Source organism: uncultured Eudoraea sp., from assembly GCF_947258525.1.
In the GTDB taxonomy this organism is placed as follows: domain Bacteria; phylum Bacteroidota; class Bacteroidia; order Flavobacteriales; family Flavobacteriaceae; genus Eudoraea.
Genome location: NZ_CAMYIP010000021.1, coordinates 1 through 17805, shown reverse-complemented (window position 1 = coordinate 17805; position 17805 = coordinate 1). Strand labels below are relative to the sequence as shown.

The following is a 17805-nucleotide window of genomic DNA, read 5'->3' as shown; positions in this document are numbered from 1 at the left end:
TGATTTATCAATATCGTAATAGTAACTGATGATCGCCTATTCAACCTATGCTGCTCTTCTGGGCAATATACTCCGTCAACGCAATTGTTGACTGGTTGTTCTTCACCATGACCAATTGCCTCTAACCTGTTGCCTGCAACTCCTCTACCCTCCAAATATGCTACTGCACGCTGAGCCCTTTTGTCAGATAACCATAAATTATATTTTTTAGGACCTCTTGAATCTGCATGAGCTTCCACCAGGAAGGAGTATGAGGAATTGTCCTGCATCAAAACAGCTACTTTGTCGAGGGTGTTTTTTGATTTGTCATTTAGATAAGATGAATCAAAATCAAAATATACATAGCCCAATTCATCAATTGCGCTTTGTAATTTTAGAAGTCCCATTTTTTCTAAATTTTCCTGAGCTTCTTTTTCTAATGCAGCTAATCTGGCTTCTTCTTTCTCTCTGGCCAGCCTTTCTGCAAGTGCAGCAGCTGCAGCTTCGGCTTCTAAAGCCGCATCAATCGAATCTGAAACACGTTTAGCCTCTTCTTCCATAGCCTTAATCAAAGCCAATTTTTTGAGGCCTTTTTTGGTAAGGTCTTTTTCAATTTTAAATTGGTAAACAACGCCTACAGCATGCTGTACATGGTTGGAAGCTTCATTTCCAAAGGACCATTTCCCTGAGGTATTAAAATCCAGTCCCCATCTATCTGAAAACCACGTTCTAAATCCAATAACCCCATTATAAGTACCTCTGGATACATCATTGGCATAAGTATAACCCACTCCAACACCCAGATAGGGGTCAAACCAGCCAGTCTGGCCAAATATTTTGTTTAAATCATAACTAAACCTGGTATCAAAACCAAAATATTCCTTGTTTTCGGGGATTATAACACCATCTATGAGGTTGCCTTTTTTGTAGTTGTTATAAGTGGCAATTGCCTCCAAGCCTATTCCACTCCTAAAATAACGGCCAATATTTATTCTGGATGGAAAAGCAACACCGTTCCAATAATCTTTAATTTTGGTAAAATTGTTTAATCTATCTCCCGAATCATTTACAAAATTCCAACCCAGGCCAACCATCCATGAACTAACCACCATACTGTCTTTAGCAGTTAATTGTAGCTCCTCCTGTTGATCTAACTGAAGTTGTTCCTGTTCTATTGATTGAATTTCTTCCTGTGCGTAAATTGTAGTTATACCAAAGAGAAGAATAGCAATGGCCGCTGTTACGTAGGATTTCATAATGTAATGATTTAGGACTATTACATTACAAAATTACTACCCATTAAATACGAATCCTACTTATTGCTTCTAAGTGCAGAAATCTTCGATATGAAACCGAAAACTAAAACTAATAATTATTCTTCTTTAACCAGGATAATTTCCTTCTCGGTAAGTGGCATTTTATATAGATGAAAGGGCATTAAAACTGCTGTAGAAACATCTTTTTTTTGATTAGAATCAGTAACTCGTGAAAAGACAATTTTATCATCCTTATCCTGCACTCTATTTAGTACCGGAGTGTTCACATCCGTTGTTTTTCCGTTGCAATAAATAACGACCATTTCTTTATCAAAATCTATTTCCGGAACAGGAAGTCCAGGCTTTCTGGTCATATTTACCTTGGTAAAGAAATTTTTTAAGGCCTTATTATCTCTTATAACCATTAACTGTTCTGTTTCCGTGCCTCCATAATTATCACTTAGTACAAGCATTAATGGGTAGAATTCTCATGAGAAATTGCTTTAATAGGTATTATTGTAATGAGTCTTATAGGCCTTCTCATACAATGCTTCATACAATGGTAATACGTTCTTAATATCAAAATTTAAGGCCACTTCGTACGCATTTTGTTTAAACTCAGCCAGTACAGCATCATCACTAAGTATTTTCAGGGCATTTTTAACCATATCATCTACGTCATTAACATTACTCAAATAACCTGTTACACCATGTATGTTAACTTCAGGAATACCACCAGTATTACTCGATATTACAGGAGTCCTGTTGATCATAGCTTCCAGTGCCGCTAAACCAAAACTTTCCGATTTGGATGGCAGTAAAAATAAATCTGAAAAGCACAGGATTCTGTCTATTTCATTACTATTACCCAGAAATACAACCTTATCCGTAATGCCCAGTTGTTCACATAAAAATTCAGCGTGCTCCTTTTCGGGACCTTCACCTACCATAATCAATTTTGCCGGTATTTGCTTTTGAATACCATCAAAAACACGAATTACGTCAGGAATATGCTTTACTTTTCTGAAGTTACTTATATGTGTGATTATCTTTTCATTTTCATCCGCCATAAGAGTTCGCTGGCAATCCGTAAATTCTAAACTGTATTTTGTTCTGTCTATAAAGTTTGGAATTACCTCAATTTCCTTTTTAACATCGAAAAAATCTATTGTTTTCTGTTTTAAATCTTCTGATACTGAAGTTACTACGTCGCTTTTATTAATGCTAAAGTTCACTGCAGGTTTGTAAAAAGGATGGTTCCCCACCAGCGTGATATCCGTACCGTGAAGAGTAGTAATCATAGGAATATAAATCCCGTCTTCTTCCAGTATTTTCTTTGCCATATACCCCGCATAAGCATGAGGTATTGCATAATGTACATGAAGTAATTCAATGCCATATAGCTTTATAGTATCAACAAGTTTGCTCGAAAGTGCCAATTCATAAGGCTGGTAATGAAAAAGTGCATATTCAGGTACATGTACCTCGTGAAAATGAATCTTATTACTCAATAATTCAAGCCGAACAGGTTGCCTGTAGGTAACAAAATGGATCTCATGCCCCCTATTAGCTAAGGCTATACCTAATTCCGTAGCAACAACACCACTTCCTCCAAATGTTGGGTAACATACTATAGCTATTTTCATTTAATAAACTTTTTTAAATTGCTGTATATTAGTCTCTTACTTCTTATAAAGAGATACAACTAATCTTAACTACAAATCTAAGATTTAAATTGCTGCCTAATTGATAAGAGAATCATAAATTGCCTTCTGAATCCTCGTTCGAAGTTCTGATTTCACCAAAAGTCTGTTTGTAGCGGATGGATATGTCCTGTTTAAATTTTTCTATAGTCCGTGGGTTTAAAAATCGCTCACCCCCGTAATAGCCTCCCTGAATATACATTTGCATAATTTTTGCCACATCATTTGCATTGCTGAACAAACCTGCATGCCCTCCTACCCCGCCTTGCATTGCGGCTCCCATATCGTGCACATATCCCTGAACAAGCTGGTATCTGTAATAGTTATCTACCTCAGAAGGGACAATTGTATTAATTGGGAATTTTTTCAATGGATTATATGCTGTATGGTTTGCTCCCAGAGGCTTGAACAGGAAATTATCCATTAAATTATCCAAACCGGAATTATAGGTTTCCTCAATATATTTTTTGAAGATGTAATAAGGAACATCACTGTAACGATATCTATTTGATTTAAGTCCTTGTCTGCCTATCCGACTATAAATAGAATCCTTGTAAGAGTCTTTCAGATACATCCTGTCGGTAACCTTAATGGAAAAGCCATCAGACGGATTAGTTCTATAAAATTCGGGTGAAGGCCTTCTTTTGTCATTTAAGGTTTCCAGGTAAAAGGCAATCCAGGACGGTAACCTACCATAATGACTTAACGCCTTAAGGACCGTTACATCCTTAATCTCCGTATCGGCATATTCGGGGATTAAATCCTTAAATGTATCATTTAAAGCTATTTTCCCATCTTCTTCCATTTTCATAACTGCTGGGAGGGTTGAAAGAATTTTAGTCAGTGATGCGAGATCGTAAATATTATTTGTAGTTAGTTGATTTTCAGATTCATATGTTGGCTTACCGAAAGCTTTGTTGTAAATTACTTTACCTTTTCTGGCAATTAATACCTGTGCTCCCGGGTACATTAGGGAATCCAACCCATTCTGAACCAATTGATCTACCTTAGCAAGTTTTAAAGAACTCATCCCTACCCTTTCAGGTGTACTATAGCCTAAACGTAATAAAGATTCTGTTTTCACGGAAGTATTCACTGGAAACTCCGGACTTACAGTTACAGGTAAGCTACCCTTAGCAGGAATAGCCCCAAATAAGACTTCCGCTGCTTTCTTCTGCGCCAGTTCGCTATTCTGATAAGCAACAAGGATCCCGTCTATATCATTATAAGCCGTTATATCGGAGAGTGCATAAGGTTTGGCAAATACACTCAGCAAAACGTTGGATGTCCTCTGCCGTGAAATTTCCTGAAGCCAAAAAAGTTCTTTTTGAGAAAATTTATAAGGCTTCCATGGACTTTCATTACTCTTGTGAAATCCTATTATAATCAAATTAAAATCAAAAAGTTTCTTTTTCAGAGTAGCTATATCACGGCCATTTACCTGGGTTACTTCAGCGTATTTATTCAATGTTTCCAAGAAAGGTGCATTCACGCCATCCCCAAATTTCACATAGGCGATCTTCTTATTCTCCAGTTTTTTGATCCCAATAAGATTGAGCTTATCTCTTATAACTGTTATTGCACTCTCTATAGCCTCTTCATAGATGACATCATTTTCAGGGCTATTCAGGTCTTCAATTAGATTATTGGTATCTATTGGACGATATTCATTTAAACCGGCTTTAAATTTGGCCATTAATATCTTTTTTACTGAATATGCAAGCCTCCTTTCAGTTATTAATCCTTTCTGATAAGCCTTTACAAAGGTTTCCTTACTTCTTATAAAATCCTTTGGCATTAACAAAATATCATTGCCTGCCAAAAATGCCTCTAACTCAGTAATCCCATTATTTGCGAAGTCCGAAACTCCTTTCATATTCAAAGCATCAGTAAACACCAGTCCTTCAAAATTCAACTGATTTTTAAGCAAATTGGTAATTATATTTTTGGACAGGGATGAAGGCCGCTTATTTTCAGGCTCTAATTCCGGAACATTTAAATGGGCTACCATCACACTGCTAAGTCCCTCCTTTATAAGCTTCGTATAAGGATATAATTCAATACTATCTAATCGCTGCCTGGTAAAATCGAGTTTGGGCAGGGATTTATGTGAATCTACATAGGTATCCCCATGACCGGGAAAGTGTTTCCCGCTGGAGAGTACTCCGGCTTTTTCCATACCCTTCATAAAAGCAATGCCCTTTATAGCAACATTCTCTCTGTCTTCACCAAAAGACCGATTTCCAATTATTGGATTTCTTGGGTCAATGTTTATATCTATATCCGGCGCAAAATTGATATGAACCCCAAGTCGGTTTGCGTGCTTACCTATTTGATTTCCCACTCTTCCCACAATTGCGGTATCCTGTATTGCCCCCAGGGTCATGTTCCATGGAAATGCGTAGGTGGAATCGAGTCTCATCGCCAGACCCCATTCGGCATCCATTCCTATTAGAAGAGGTATTTTGGATAAGGCCTGATATTCATTAGTTAGTTTAGCCTGACGCATGGGACCACCTTTGGAAAAAATTAATCCTCCAATATTGTGATCCTTTATTAATCCTTTTATTTTTTGAATAGCAGCTTTATCTTCTCCGGAGGATGCTATCACCATGAACAATTGGCCAATCTTTTCTTCCAAGGTCATAGTACCATACTTGTCCTTTACCCATTTCTCCTGAGATAATGTATCCTTGCTGACCAATGGAGCATATTGACCTTGAGCGACCTGTAATAAAGCAAATAATAGAAAAGAAAGTAGGTGTTTCCCCATAAGCATAATATTCTAGGTACTAACTTAAAACACAATTAAATATTGCACTTTAGTAATTATTGCTGCCCTTGTGGGATATTAGACTATCTAAAAAAATCTAATAAGGCCTTACACATTATTTTATAAAAAACGGCTATGCCAGCTCTCAGATGCCGGCACTTCCCAATGATTTATATATTCATGTTTATTCGTAACTAAATTATTAAAAACTATTGTTTTTTTAGATATGGCCCTGTCCTTAGCCATTTTCTTAAAATCTCCCAACGGCTTATATGCAATATGTGTGCCTTGTTTATAGGACACGTTCATTTTATCCAATAAATCTACATTGTATTTCTTTTCCAGCTCTTGTATGAAATGTACAGATGCATCTATAGAACAGCCCGAAGCAGAAGCAAAATCCTGATCCAAAGCAATTATTATAAAGCGTTTATATTTAATTTCATATCCTGCCTTGAGGTCACTGCCATGGGCAGTCCATTCCGAAATAAATCTGTCTAGGGCATCGGATATTTCGACCAATTCTTTTTCTGAAAAGCTTCTGTTAGCCTGGTATACCCAAACTCTTGCAGTTTCCGTTAATGAATCAAAGTTTACCAGCATATTTTATTCTCCTTTAGTCAATATTCGGCATTTTTACAGATCCTCTGTACTTCCTATAAATCCCCGGCATTAGCTATTAACTCTGCGATATCCATTACTTTTAATGAATCTTCTTTCTCTTTGTTTTTTACACCATCGGTCATCATCGTATTACAAAACGGACAGGCCGCTGCGATAATATCGGGTTGAGTCTGCAGTGCCTGCTCTGTGCGTTCAATATTCACATCCTTATCCCCTTTCTCGGGTTCTTTAAACATCTGAGCTCCTCCGGCTCCGCAGCACAAGCCTTTCTTTCGGCAATTCTTCATTTCTACCAGTTGAGCATCGAGTTTCTTAATAAGATTCCTCGGTGCCTCATATACGTTATTTGCCCTTCCAAGGTAGCAAGGGTCGTGAAATGTAATACGTTTTCCTTTAAAGTTGCCCCCTTCCAAAGTGATTCTTCCTTCCTCCAATAACTTATTCATGAACTGAGTATGATGCATTACCTGGTAATTGCCACCTAGCTCCGGATATTCATTTTTAATAGTATTAAAACAATGTGGACAAGCGGTTACAACACTTTTTATTCCATAGGCATTCATAACTTCAATATTGGTTACCGCCTGCATTTGGAATAAAAACTCATTTCCTGCTCGTTTAGCAGGATCGCCTGAGCAACTTTCTTCTGTTCCAAGAACAGCAAAGCTCACATTAGCCTTATGAAGTATTTTCACAAAAGCCTTGGTAATTTTTTTGGCCCGGTCATCAAAACTACCCGAACAACCTACCCAAAATAAAACTTCCGGTTCCTTACCTGCAGCAAAAAGCTCAGCCATTGTCGGTACTTTCAACTCCTCACTCATGATCTAGTATATTTTGCTTTTTATGATTCATCCGCCCAATTAAGCCTGTCCATTTGATTAAAGGGCCAGGGTGCTCCATTATTTTCAATATTGCCCATCATAACATTAAGTTCACTTGGCGCAGCCGATTGCTCCATGACCAGATACTGTCGCATACTGATTATTATAGATAATGGGTCTATACTTACCGGGCAAGCTTCTACGCATGCGTTACAGGAAGTACATGCCCATAATTCCTCAGGTGAAATAAAATCTCCTAATAACTGGCGACCATCCTCAATGAATTCTCCCTTATTGGCATTCAAATTATTACCCACCTCCTCTAACCTATCACGAGTATCCATCATTATCTTCCTTGGTGATAATTTCTTTCCCGTAAGGTTTGCCGGACATTCACTGGTGCAACGCCCGCATTCTGTACAAGTATAAGCATTCAACAACTGCACCTTGTTTAGATCCATGACATCTGAGGCTCCAAATTTATCCGGAGGTGGGGCATCTTCTGCCGGTGCTGCAAATGGATCAGCATTGGGATCCATCATTAATTTCACTTCCCTGGTTACAGCCTCAAGATTTGTAAACTGACCCGGCTTAGTAAGTTTTCCATAATAGGTATTTGGAAAGGCAAGTAATATGTGCAGATGCTTTGAATAGTACAAATAATTAAGAAAAGCTAAAATGCCGACTATATGCATCCACCACGCGATACGTTCCACCAGGATTATTCCGTTTACCGACATACCCTCGAAAACAGAAGTGATAAATTGACTAACAGGAAAAAGACCAGCCTTGGTATAATTAGGTGTGTCCAGAAGCTGAAGCTGATAATCTGCCGCATTCATTGTTAGGAACAAAATCATTAGAACCAATTCAATGTACAAAATAAGATCAGCATCCTTTTTTGGCCAACCTTTCATTTCAGGCTTAATAAAGCGTTTTATCCTAATAATATTTCTGCGCAGCCAAAATATAACCACAGCCAGTATTACCAAAAGAGCAAGCACTTCAAAGGATGCAATAAGAATATTATAAATTTTACCTAGTGGTGCAAAAACTCTGTGGGTGCCAAAAATACCGTCAATTATAATCTCGAGGACTTCAATGTTGATAATTATAAAACCGAGATAAACAATTACATGTAAGAAACCTGCTATTGGTCTTACTACCATTTTGGTTTGCCCTAAAGCTATGAGGGCCATATTCTTAAATCGCTGCGACTTATTATCTGCAGGCATTTCACCTCTTCCCAGCTTAATGTTCCTGACAAGCTTTTTTACATTGCCGGCAAAATAACCAATACCGGTAATTAAAATAATTAGAAAAATAACATTTGGCAGGTACTGCATCTATTCTTGAGGATTTATTGTAGCTGGATCCGCTTCCGGAACCTCATATTCTTTTTGTTTTTTACCAAAAACAGACACATTCACATAACGCTTTGGATTTAAGCGAAAATCCTGTAAAAGTAGGTCTAATTCTTTGGAAGCTTCAGATAAATTATTGTATAGTTCCTCATTATTTACCAATTGTCCCAGCGTACCTTCACCACTTTCTATTTTGGCCAGCATTTTATCCATATTGCCTATCGTAGTTTCCAAGCTTCTTATTGTATTAGTTAGGCCTACCTGAGCAATTGAATCTGAGATTGCAGAAAAATTGGTTGTAATAGTGTTAATATTAGTTATGGAACTGTCTAATTTGCTCTTATTATCTGCCAACAATGAATTAAGAGTCGCAGCAGTTGATTGAAAACTTTGTACTGTAACGTTAAGTCCCTGGATACTTTCGCGTAAACTCCTCTTTGTCTCTTCATCCAGGACATCATTGAAATTTATTAGCAAAGAATCTGCATTGGAGACTGCGCCTTCAATTTTGGACTGCAAAGGAGCCAATTTTTGTTGTAATAAATCCGTTAAACCAGGTTTAATATTCGAAGTCAGGGTATCACCTGATTTTGCAACCGGAGCACCATCGAAAACCGGATTTATTTGAATTCCTTTTCCCCCAATAATTCCGGTATCATAAAGTTCCGCAATACTATTTTTTGAAAATTCGAAATTACTATCCACAGAAAATGTAACAAGAAGGTTACCACTCCCGTTTTTAAAAGTAATATTATTAACGTTTCCTACATTAAATCCATTGATGGATACCTGTGTACCGGGTTGTAAACCGCCGACATGCTCGTAAACAGCATAAAAGATCTTACTATTATTAAATAAAGGAGTTGCCTTAAGAAAACTATAACCCATTACAAACAGCAAAATACCCCCGATAACAATTATTCCCGTTTTAATTTCTCTGGATAGCTTCAAACGACTAGATTTAGATTACAAACAAAATTAGAAATAATTTTCAGAAGACCTTCCATTATTCAGAGACGTATTTCAAGGCCTCCGGTACAGGAATTCGTTTTCCATCTTTATAGGCCACAATAAAGGAAGTAACATAGCCTTTAGCGTCGGCATTGGCCTTATATAGTTTTGCCTGAGCATATGAATTGGTTTTTCCGTACATATATCTCACAAGGTCCTTATAACGTTCTGTTGAGAGCGAACTCAATCCATTAAATTCTTCGGAAAGCAAAGGTAAAACCCTTGAACTGGCTAATAATTGTACTTTGAATATTACTTCCGACTCTGAAACAACTACTTCTTTTTTTACCTCTTCTTTTATAACTTCTTCTTTTGTCTCAGCGATCTCTGGGGTAATAACGGGCTCTTCAGCAATAGGGGCGGCTTTTTCTTCTACCTGATCCACAACTACTTCTTCTTTTGGGATTACTTTAGCCTCTTCCTTTACCTGAGCTTCTTCAGGTTTAGCTTGAGTATTCACGGGAGTTTCGGCCGGAGGCAAATCACTGGAGACAACGGCTACCGGTTCCTTAATTTCTTTTCTCGCAGCTTCTTTTTGGATTTCTGTGGCTGCTGTTTTTTCGGATTCCACAACTGCTATAGTCTCAGCAACCGGGGTTTCCTCAGCTTTATCCGCTGTGGTAATTTCGTTAGAAGAAGCAGCATCTTCCAGATTAACTCTGGTATTATTTTTATAATTGATAATGGCATCGGCAATGGCAGTGCCCATTTCTTCCTGGCCTTTTTTGGAGTTCAAGTATACTCCTTCTGACTTATTAGTGAGAAAACCTGTTTCTATAAGAACACTGGGCATAAAAGTTTGATGCAGAACAATAAACCCGGCCTGTTTTACCTTTCGGTCATTACGTCTCAAATTGTTAGAAAAATTATCCTGCATCATCTTTCCCAGCATAATGCTTTGATCCAAAAATTCTTCCTGCATTATGGTTAAGCCTATCACAGACTCCGGCGAGTTAATATCATAAGCGGCATAGCGAGATTCGTAATTATCTTCCAGATAAATCACAGAGTTTTCCTTTTTTGCAATTTCAAAATTCTGTTTGTTTGCATGTAAGCCCAGCACAAATGTACCGGCACCATTGGCATCAGAAGTGTGTGAATCACAATGTACAGATACAAAAAGATCGGCATTTGCCTTATTCGCAATTTCTCCTCTTACATAGAGGTCTACAAAAGAATCGTCCTTTCTGGTATAAATAACCTTTATATCCGGATGGGATTCCAATTTCTTTCCAACATTCAATACAATACTCAACGCTATATTTTTTTCCATGTAGCCGTTGCCCAAATTACCCGGATCATGACCACCATGGCCCGCATCCAGTACAACAATAAATTGATTAGCTTGTGCAACTACATCACTTTCAATATAGGAGCACAGCAAGAAAAACGTTATTGCCAGGGGAATGAAAAAAAACTTATTCAACTTCATTTGTTTAGAGTTATATTTTAGTGAAAATGAAACAATTGTAATGGTTTTAAATCTTTTCCTAATTTAAAATACTTTTAGATTTATTCCTTTTGTTAATCAAAATCACAATTATGTTTTTTCGCCTGCTAAAACAATTTTAATAGCATTTGCTATGGTTAAATTTATTGTAATGTGCTACAGGCAGACCAAAAAATATATGTAAGTTTGATTACCAAAAACGAAGCCTTACCGTTACAAAAATAGGATTTATCGCTTTGCTATCAAACAAACATTCTCTACTTTTCTTTTTCCTGCTTATCATTAGCGTTATTAAGCTCTCTGCGCAGGAAGATTTGGTAAGACCTTTACCTATTAAAGCTGTCGGAGACTCTATACAGGCGCCACTTATGCCTGTTCCTATAGAATTAGATACCGTTTTGACAGATTCTATACAAACAGATTCCATTAATGGAAAAGAGGGTTTTTTAACTGATAAGATTAAATACAAGGCCAAAGATTATGTTAAATTAAGTCAGAAGGATCAAAAAATTTACCTGTACAATGAAGCTGAAATTTATTATCAGGACACAGAATTAAAAGCCGGTATAATCATAATGGATTACGTCAAAAATGAAGTATATGCCGGGCGTATGAAAGATTCGTTAGGTAATTATTCGCAGGTACCTTATTTTAAACAGGGAGAAAACGTGGTAATTCCGGATTCAATCCGATTTAATTTTGACACGCAAAAAGCCCTGATTTGGAATTCCAGAACCGAACAACAGGCAGGTTTAGGGCAACTTGGATCTGATGCGATGAAGGTTTATGCTTCGATTACTAAAAAGGAGAACGACTCCGTTTATTTTTTAAGTGAAGGTAAGTTAACCACCTCCAAGGACACTATAGATCCGGATTACTACATCAGAGTCAGGAAGGCAAAGTTTGTTCCAAAGAAAAAAGTTATAGCCGGATTTAGTAATATCTACATCGCTGATGTACCTACACCTATAGCGATGCCATTTGCCTATTTTCCTTTGACAACAGGAAGAACTGCAGGAGTAATGATGCCTACATTTGGAAATGACCCGGACAGGGGATATTTTCTGCAAAACCTGGGTTATTATGTCCCGATTAATGATTATGTAGACCTTACCCTTACAGGTGACCTCTACACTAATGGCAGCTGGGGTTTCAGAGCACAATCTGTTTATTCTAAACGCTATAAATACAGAGGTAATTTTAACTTCAGGTATGAAAATCAGGTTACCAGTCAAAAGGGATTTGATGATTACAGTCGTGGGACTATTTATAATATTCAGATTGCACATTCGCAGGATTCAAAAGCCAATCCGAATTCCAGATTGTCAGCATCTGTAAATCTTGGTAGTAGCCAGTATTATAGAAATTCTTTATTACAACAAAATTTGCCCAATACTCAAATCAATAACCTGTCATCATCCATTTCCTATTCCAGAACATTTCCGGCATATCCTTCTGTGAATGTGAGCTTAACGGCGACACACAATCAGAACACTAATACTGATGCGGTAGATTTAACACTTCCAACCTTACAAGGAAGTCTGGAACGGATTTTTCCTTTTGCCAAAAAGGACGGGATAAAAAAAGGCGCAATAGAGAATATAAATTTTCAATATGATCTTAATGCCCGAAATAGTATTAAAACCAATTCTGATGATTTTTTAACGGCCAGAATGTTCGATGACGCCAAAGTTGGCGCCAGACACAGAATACCAATAAGTACAAATTTTAAAGTCGCCAAATATTTTAGTCTCAGTGTAGGTGGTAATTATGAGGATGTATGGACCCTGGAAACATATAATCAGCGTTTTGATAATGAAACACAGGAAGTTGTTACCGATACCATTAAAGGTTTTGATCGCTTTAATCAATACAGTTTAAGCAGTAGTTTAGGAACAACCGTTTATGGTACATTCAATTTTGGAGAGGATAAAAAAATACAGGCTATCCGACATATCATGAGACCCTCCGTAAGTTACGGCTGGGCACCTTCTTTTGATCAATATTATGACGAATATATAAATGGAGTTACCGGAGACACTATTGAGTATACTCGTTTTCAAAATACCCTGTACGGTGCTCCCAGAAATAGTAAATCCAGTTCTTTAAGCTTCTCCCTGGCACATACTCTCGAAGCCAAAGTTCGGGACAAGGATACGACGGCGCTGGAACCAAAAAAGCTTATGCTACTTAATAGTTTTAATTTGTCTACAGGTTATAATTTTCAGGCAGATTCGCTTAATTTAAGTCCGGTGGCGCTGACTGGTGGCACAAATATTCTGGATAATAAAATGTCTATAAACTTTGGGGCCAATCTGGATCCTTATGCGATTGATAACACTGGAAGACGTATAAATACCTTTAATATTAATAACGGTGGAAGTCTGTTCCGACTTACCTCGGCCAGGGCTAACATAAGTTATTCCTTAAGCAGTAAAGATTTTCAACCCACCAAAGACCGTGAAGAATACCCTACAGAGGGTGATGCTTACGTCGCGGCCAGTGGGGGAAGGACTGATGATCTTTTTGGCAAAGCAAATAATTTTGATGAAAGTAGATTTGACGACGTAGATGATAGAGATGTTGAGAATCCTATTTATCAAAATAAAATTGTATGGGATCTGAGATTACAATATGCAGTTACCTATAGCAATAGCGCCCGACAAAATGAAATTTCCAATAATTCTCTAATGTTTTCAGGCAATATTACCCTATCGCCCGGATGGGATGTTGGGGTGTCCTCGGGTTATGATTTTGTACGAAAAGGATTTACAGTTACCCAGCTAAGGTTTAGACGCGACCTAAAAAGTTTCAAATTAAATTTTGACTGGACACCATTCGGTGATTTTGAAAGATGGTACTTCTTTATAGGAATTAAAAGCTCAATTCTAAAGGATCTAAAATGGGAAAACAGAAGTCAGCCACCTCCCAGATAGCAGAAAATCCTTAAAAACATCCTTTTGTATTCATATATTTTCAACTCCGTTTAACAACATAAATATAAGCCATGAAAAAAATAATAAACACTTCCAAAGCCCCCGCTCCTATCGGGCCATATAATCAGGCAGTTTTAAGTAATAATATTTTATATATTTCCGGACAAATTCCATTAGATCCCACTAGTGGTAAGCTAATTGAAGGTAATATAAAGAAGGAAACCCTTCAATGTATGGACAACTTAAATGCAATTCTACAAGCTGCCGATATGTCCTTTGAAGATGTAGTTAAGGCTACCATTTTTGTCAAGGACATGAATTCTTTTTCAGATATTAATGAAATTTATGGTTCATTTTTCAATCCGGAAACAGCTCCTGCCAGAGAGACCGTTGAAGTCTCAAATCTTCCCAAGTTTGTAAATGTGGAGATTTCAATGATTGCTGTCAGATAGTTTCCTGGTGGAATTCTACCAGTCCTTCAATAGGTCTTTGGCGAATGACACCTACTATAAGATCATTTCTTTCAAGTACTGCAGTTAATTCATCCTTTAGGAAATGGGCTATACTCCCTACAAAATGAATGGGTACTTTGGTAGCCAATTCAAACTGCATGATGTAATTGTTAACAAACTGTTGAAGACCCTTGTCTATAACCCCTTTACAATATCGATGCTCCTTATTCTCAATAAGGAATCTTGCAAATGTCGCTAAATAGGTATTCGGATTAGGTTGCTTATAAAGGTTTTCCTTAATTACGTCGGCATCAAGGTCGTACTCTTTGTCAAATTTAATTCCCAGGTCTTGAGGCATTTTATGAAAATAGTAGTCGCGAATTAATTTCCTCCCGAAAAAATTGCCGCTTCCGTCATCCATTGGAATATAACCCAGAGAAGTCACTTTTTGAAACAATTGGTGACCGTCATAATAACTGCAATTGGAACCAGTTCCCAGGATACAGACAATTCCCTGATGTCCAATTTTAGTTGTAGAATAGATAGCAGCAAAAGTATCTTCTTTAACCTCCGCCTTAGCATTTGGAAAAAAGGATTTAAAAATTTTCTTCAGGAAAGTTTTCATCCTGTCTGTACCACAACCGGCACCATAAAAATAAAGTCGACTAACTTTTTCTTTGTTTTTAGACAACTCAAAATTGTTGGCCAGCCTGTCTTCTATTACCTCACGGGTTAAAACCTCAGGACTTAATCCCAATGTCTGGGTCATAAATAATTCTTTACCCTTATCATCTAAAGCAATCCAATCAGACTTTGTGGCACCGCTGTCAACTATTAAAATCATAAATCCTGTAATAAAAAAGGATCCTCAAATTAAGCAAAGTTTTGCTTAGTTTGAGGATTCTCACAAATAAAATTAATTAATTACAATTTAGAAATATATTCTGCGAGGTCTAACAATTTATTAGAGTAGCCTGCTTCGTTGTCATACCAGGAAATTACTTTGAAAAATTTTGAATTTAATTCAATTCCGGCACCGGCATCAAAGATACTGGTGCGGGCATCTCCAATGAAATCCTGAGAGACCACGGCCTCTTCCGTATATCCTAAAATACCCTTAAGTTCCCCCTCTGATGCAGCTTTAAATGTCTTTTTAATATCTTCATAAGAAGTTTCCTTTTCCAAACGAACCGTTAGGTCCACAACAGAAACATCCGCTGTTGGTACTCTAAATGCCATACCAGTAAGTTTTCCCTCCAAAGATGGAATAACTTTGGTTACCGCTTTGGCAGCTCCAGTTGAAGCAGGTATGATATTTAATAACGCACTTCTACCACCTCTGTAATCCTTACGCGAAGGTCCATCCACGGTAAACTGTGTAGCCGTAGTTGCATGCACTGTTGTCATTAGTGCCTCTGCTATGCCGTAATTATCATTCAACACTTTGGCCAGGGGAGCTAAACAGTTCGTAGTACAAGAAGCATTGGATACTATTTTGTCTGAAGCTTTTAGTTCTTTATGGTTTACTCCCATAACAAACATTGGGGCGTCTTTTGAAGGTGCTGAGATCACAACTTTTTTTGCTCCACCGTCAATGTGGTATTGTGCAGTTTCCATTGTAGTAAAAATACCTGTACATTCAGCTACATATTCTGCTCCAACTTCATCCCATTTTAAAATTTTTGGATCTTTTTCACCAGTAATTCTGATGGTTTTTCCGTTTACGACCAAATTTCCATCCTCAATGGCAACAGAGCCATCAAAACGACCATGTACCGAATCGTATTCCAAAAGATATGCCAGGTGCTCCACAGCTAATAAATCATTAATTGCTACAACCTCTACATTATCTCTTTTTACTGATTCTCTGAAAACTAGTCTACCAATTCGACCAAATCCATTAATTCCAATTTTAAGTGTTGACATTTTTTATTGTTTAAGATTAAAACTATATAGTCATTATATCAGAAACCCTGATGAGTTCCTTATCAATTTTTGATTTTCCTTTTATGGCATCGCCCACCGGAGTAAATGTAATTTGGTTATCAACGATTCCCGCCATTAAATTTGTTTTACCTTCTAAAAGAGCTTCAACAGACTTTACTCCCATCCTACTCGCCAGTACCCTGTCAAAACAAGAAGGGGCTCCGCCCCGTTGCATATGGCCAAGAACACAAACCCGAACATCGTATGCCGGAAGATTAGACTCCACGAATTCTTTTAGCTCATACACATTTTTACCTGTGGTTCTGTCACCTTCAGCTACTACTACAATGCTAGAAGATTTTCCCCTGGCTTTACTACGCGTTAATGAATCGAGTAGTCTATCCAATCCCAAATTCTCTTCAGGTATAAGTATCTCTTCAGCACCAGCACCTACTCCTGAATTTAGGGCTATATGGCCTACATCCCGGCCCATTACCTCAACAAAGAAGAGTCGATGATGAGAACTTGCGGTATCTCTGATCTTATCAATGGCCTCAACAACCGTATTTAGGGCAGTGTCAAAACCAAGCGTATATGTTGTTCCGAAAATATCGTTATCGATTGTTCCAGGAATTCCAATGAAAGGCATTTTGTATTCTTCATAGAAAGTGAGGGCTCCCGTAAAGCTACCGTCACCTCCAATGACAACAAATGCATCGATATTATTTGAAACCAACTGATCGTAAGCCTTCTTGCGTCCCTCTGCTGTCCTAAACTCCTCGCATCGGGCAGATTTCAGAACCGTACCTCCTTTATTAATTATATTATTTACACTACGGGCATTCATTGGAAGAAAATCCCCTTCAATCATGCCTTCATATCCACGATAAATCCCTATGCAATCTTTCTTGAAATATGCACATGTACGTACTACTGACCTTATAGCTGCGTTCATTCCGGGAGAATCTCCTCCAGAGGTAAAGACCGCAATTTTTTTGATTTGTGAATTCATTAAAAAATTTAGAGTTGCAAAATTACTAAACTTATTGCAGAAAAAGAATTAGTCAAACCTTTAATTTAACACTTGTCAGCACCTCAGTGCAGTAGTAGTAAATTTCTTTAATTTACCGCAAAAACCTCCTATTTACCACTGTTTTGAGCCTTTCTAAATCAGCAAAAAAATAGTCATCTCAAGCAAGTCAAATATCTTACTCAAATAAAATAACAAAACGTCTGAAAAAAGTTATGTCATATCAAAATAAGAAAGAGATATATATTAATGCTGCTTTTAATCATTCGTCATTATGAATAAGGGTAACATTTCAAAATTTTTGTAATAGGGATGAAGTTTTGGGCGATTATAAAATTTATCAACATTTACGAACTTTTTTGTTTCTGTAACAACTTCAATTGGCACATGATCGTAGCGCCCGTTTTTTAATACCACCATCCGGCCATCAATTCCTTTAAGTATTAAATCGAGTGCAAGATTACCGTATGCTGTGGG

General features: G+C 37.4%; 14 protein-coding genes and 1 pseudogene. 2 read left to right on the top strand and 13 right to left on the bottom strand.

The window, feature by feature from the left end; genetic code table 11:
• The 9 genes from Q0X89_RS01825 to Q0X89_RS01785 all read right to left on the bottom strand — a co-directional run.
• A partial coding sequence (locus Q0X89_RS01825) for an OmpA family protein (RefSeq protein WP_297690902.1) occupies positions 1 to 1235 on the bottom strand: 1235 nt, incomplete at its 3' end.
• Between the two features lie 116 nt (positions 1236 to 1351).
• Complete coding sequence (locus Q0X89_RS01820; RefSeq protein ID WP_297690901.1) at positions 1352 to 1708, bottom strand: hypothetical protein; 357 nt, start codon at positions 1706 to 1708, stop codon at positions 1352 to 1354.
• Positions 1709 to 1738: 30 nt separating this feature from the next.
• Complete coding sequence (bshA, locus tag Q0X89_RS01815; RefSeq protein WP_297690900.1) at positions 1739 to 2881, bottom strand: N-acetyl-alpha-D-glucosaminyl L-malate synthase BshA; 1143 nt, start codon at positions 2879 to 2881, stop codon at positions 1739 to 1741.
• A gap of 112 nt (positions 2882 to 2993) precedes the next feature.
• Positions 2994 to 5711: a glycoside hydrolase family 3 N-terminal domain-containing protein gene (locus Q0X89_RS01810; protein WP_367176856.1), complete on the bottom strand. Its 2718-nt coding sequence runs from the start codon at positions 5709 to 5711 to the stop codon at positions 2994 to 2996.
• Between the two features lie 120 nt (positions 5712 to 5831).
• Complete coding sequence (locus Q0X89_RS01805; protein WP_297690899.1) at positions 5832 to 6314, bottom strand: ABC transporter ATPase; 483 nt, start codon at positions 6312 to 6314, stop codon at positions 5832 to 5834.
• 53 nt (positions 6315 to 6367) lie between these two features.
• A complete protein-coding gene (locus Q0X89_RS01800) occupies positions 6368 to 7159 on the bottom strand; it encodes a (Fe-S)-binding protein (RefSeq protein WP_297690898.1) in 792 nt (263 codons plus the stop codon).
• A gap of 20 nt (positions 7160 to 7179) precedes the next feature.
• Complete coding sequence (locus Q0X89_RS01795) at positions 7180 to 8505, bottom strand: (Fe-S)-binding protein (protein WP_297690897.1); 1326 nt, start codon at positions 8503 to 8505, stop codon at positions 7180 to 7182.
• Positions 8506 to 9474: an MlaD family protein gene (locus tag Q0X89_RS01790; protein ID WP_297690896.1), complete on the bottom strand. Its 969-nt coding sequence runs from the start codon at positions 9472 to 9474 to the stop codon at positions 8506 to 8508.
• A 55-nt stretch (positions 9475 to 9529) separates the two neighbouring features.
• Positions 9530 to 10966 carry an N-acetylmuramoyl-L-alanine amidase gene (locus tag Q0X89_RS01785; RefSeq protein WP_297690895.1) on the bottom strand — a complete coding sequence of 479 codons (1437 nt, stop codon included), beginning with the start codon at positions 10964 to 10966 and terminating at the stop codon, positions 9530 to 9532.
• 254 nt (positions 10967 to 11220) lie between these two features.
• Here Q0X89_RS01785 and Q0X89_RS01780 point away from each other — a divergent pair, with 254 nt between their 5' ends.
• Positions 11221 to 13920, top strand: coding sequence for a putative LPS assembly protein LptD (locus Q0X89_RS01780; RefSeq protein WP_297690894.1), 2700 nt, complete (start codon positions 11221 to 11223; stop codon positions 13918 to 13920).
• A gap of 71 nt (positions 13921 to 13991) precedes the next feature.
• Positions 13992 to 14372 carry a RidA family protein gene (locus Q0X89_RS01775; RefSeq protein WP_297690893.1) on the top strand — a complete coding sequence of 127 codons (381 nt, stop codon included), beginning with the start codon at positions 13992 to 13994 and terminating at the stop codon, positions 14370 to 14372.
• Here the strand turns inward: Q0X89_RS01775 and Q0X89_RS01770 are convergent.
• The 4 genes and pseudogenes from Q0X89_RS01770 to Q0X89_RS01755 form a co-directional block, all read right to left on the bottom strand.
• On the bottom strand, positions 14365 to 15216 hold the full coding sequence (locus tag Q0X89_RS01770) for an N-acetylglucosamine kinase (RefSeq protein WP_297690892.1): 852 nt from the start codon (positions 15214 to 15216) through the stop codon (positions 14365 to 14367). The two genes, Q0X89_RS01775 and Q0X89_RS01770, sit on opposite strands and share 8 nt — an antisense overlap.
• Before the next feature lie 80 nt (positions 15217 to 15296).
• Entirely contained in the window at positions 15297 to 16298 is a 1002-nt protein-coding gene (gene gap / locus Q0X89_RS01765) for a type I glyceraldehyde-3-phosphate dehydrogenase (protein ID WP_297690891.1), read from the bottom strand.
• Positions 16299 to 16320: 22 nt separating this feature from the next.
• The gene (gene pfkA, locus Q0X89_RS01760; RefSeq protein WP_297690890.1) at positions 16321 to 17310 is read right to left on the bottom strand and encodes a 6-phosphofructokinase; all 990 of its coding nucleotides are present in this window, start codon (positions 17308 to 17310) and stop codon (positions 16321 to 16323) included.
• A 276-nt stretch (positions 17311 to 17586) separates the two neighbouring features.
• Positions 17587 to 17805: pseudogene (locus tag Q0X89_RS01755) on the bottom strand (phosphofructokinase); the annotation flags it as partial.

What these genes read in the sequence shown, in the direction of transcription:
- Q0X89_RS01810 (WP_367176856.1), bottom strand. Translation starts at nt 5,711, where the DNA reads ATGGGGAAACACCTACTTTCTTTTCTATTATTTGCTTTATTACAGGTC.
- pfkA (WP_297690890.1), bottom strand. Translation starts at nt 17,310, where the DNA reads ATGAATTCACAAATCAAAAAAATTGCGGTCTTTACCTCTGGAGGAGAT.
- Q0X89_RS01800 (WP_297690898.1), bottom strand. Translation starts at nt 7,159, where the DNA reads ATGAGTGAGGAGTTGAAAGTACCGACAATGGCTGAGCTTTTTGCTGCA.
- bshA (WP_297690900.1), bottom strand. Translation starts at nt 2,881, where the DNA reads ATGAAAATAGCTATAGTATGTTACCCAACATTTGGAGGAAGTGGTGTT.
- Q0X89_RS01775 (WP_297690893.1), top strand. Translation starts at nt 13,992, where the DNA reads ATGAAAAAAATAATAAACACTTCCAAAGCCCCCGCTCCTATCGGGCCA.
- Q0X89_RS01805 (WP_297690899.1), bottom strand. Translation starts at nt 6,314, where the DNA reads ATGCTGGTAAACTTTGATTCATTAACGGAAACTGCAAGAGTTTGGGTA.
- Q0X89_RS01770 (WP_297690892.1), bottom strand. Translation starts at nt 15,216, where the DNA reads ATGATTTTAATAGTTGACAGCGGTGCCACAAAGTCTGATTGGATTGCT.
- gap (WP_297690891.1), bottom strand. Translation starts at nt 16,298, where the DNA reads ATGTCAACACTTAAAATTGGAATTAATGGATTTGGTCGAATTGGTAGA.
- Q0X89_RS01785 (WP_297690895.1), bottom strand. Translation starts at nt 10,966, where the DNA reads ATGAAGTTGAATAAGTTTTTTTTCATTCCCCTGGCAATAACGTTTTTC.
- Q0X89_RS01820 (WP_297690901.1), bottom strand. Translation starts at nt 1,708, where the DNA reads ATGCTTGTACTAAGTGATAATTATGGAGGCACGGAAACAGAACAGTTA.
- Q0X89_RS01795 (WP_297690897.1), bottom strand. Translation starts at nt 8,505, where the DNA reads ATGCAGTACCTGCCAAATGTTATTTTTCTAATTATTTTAATTACCGGT.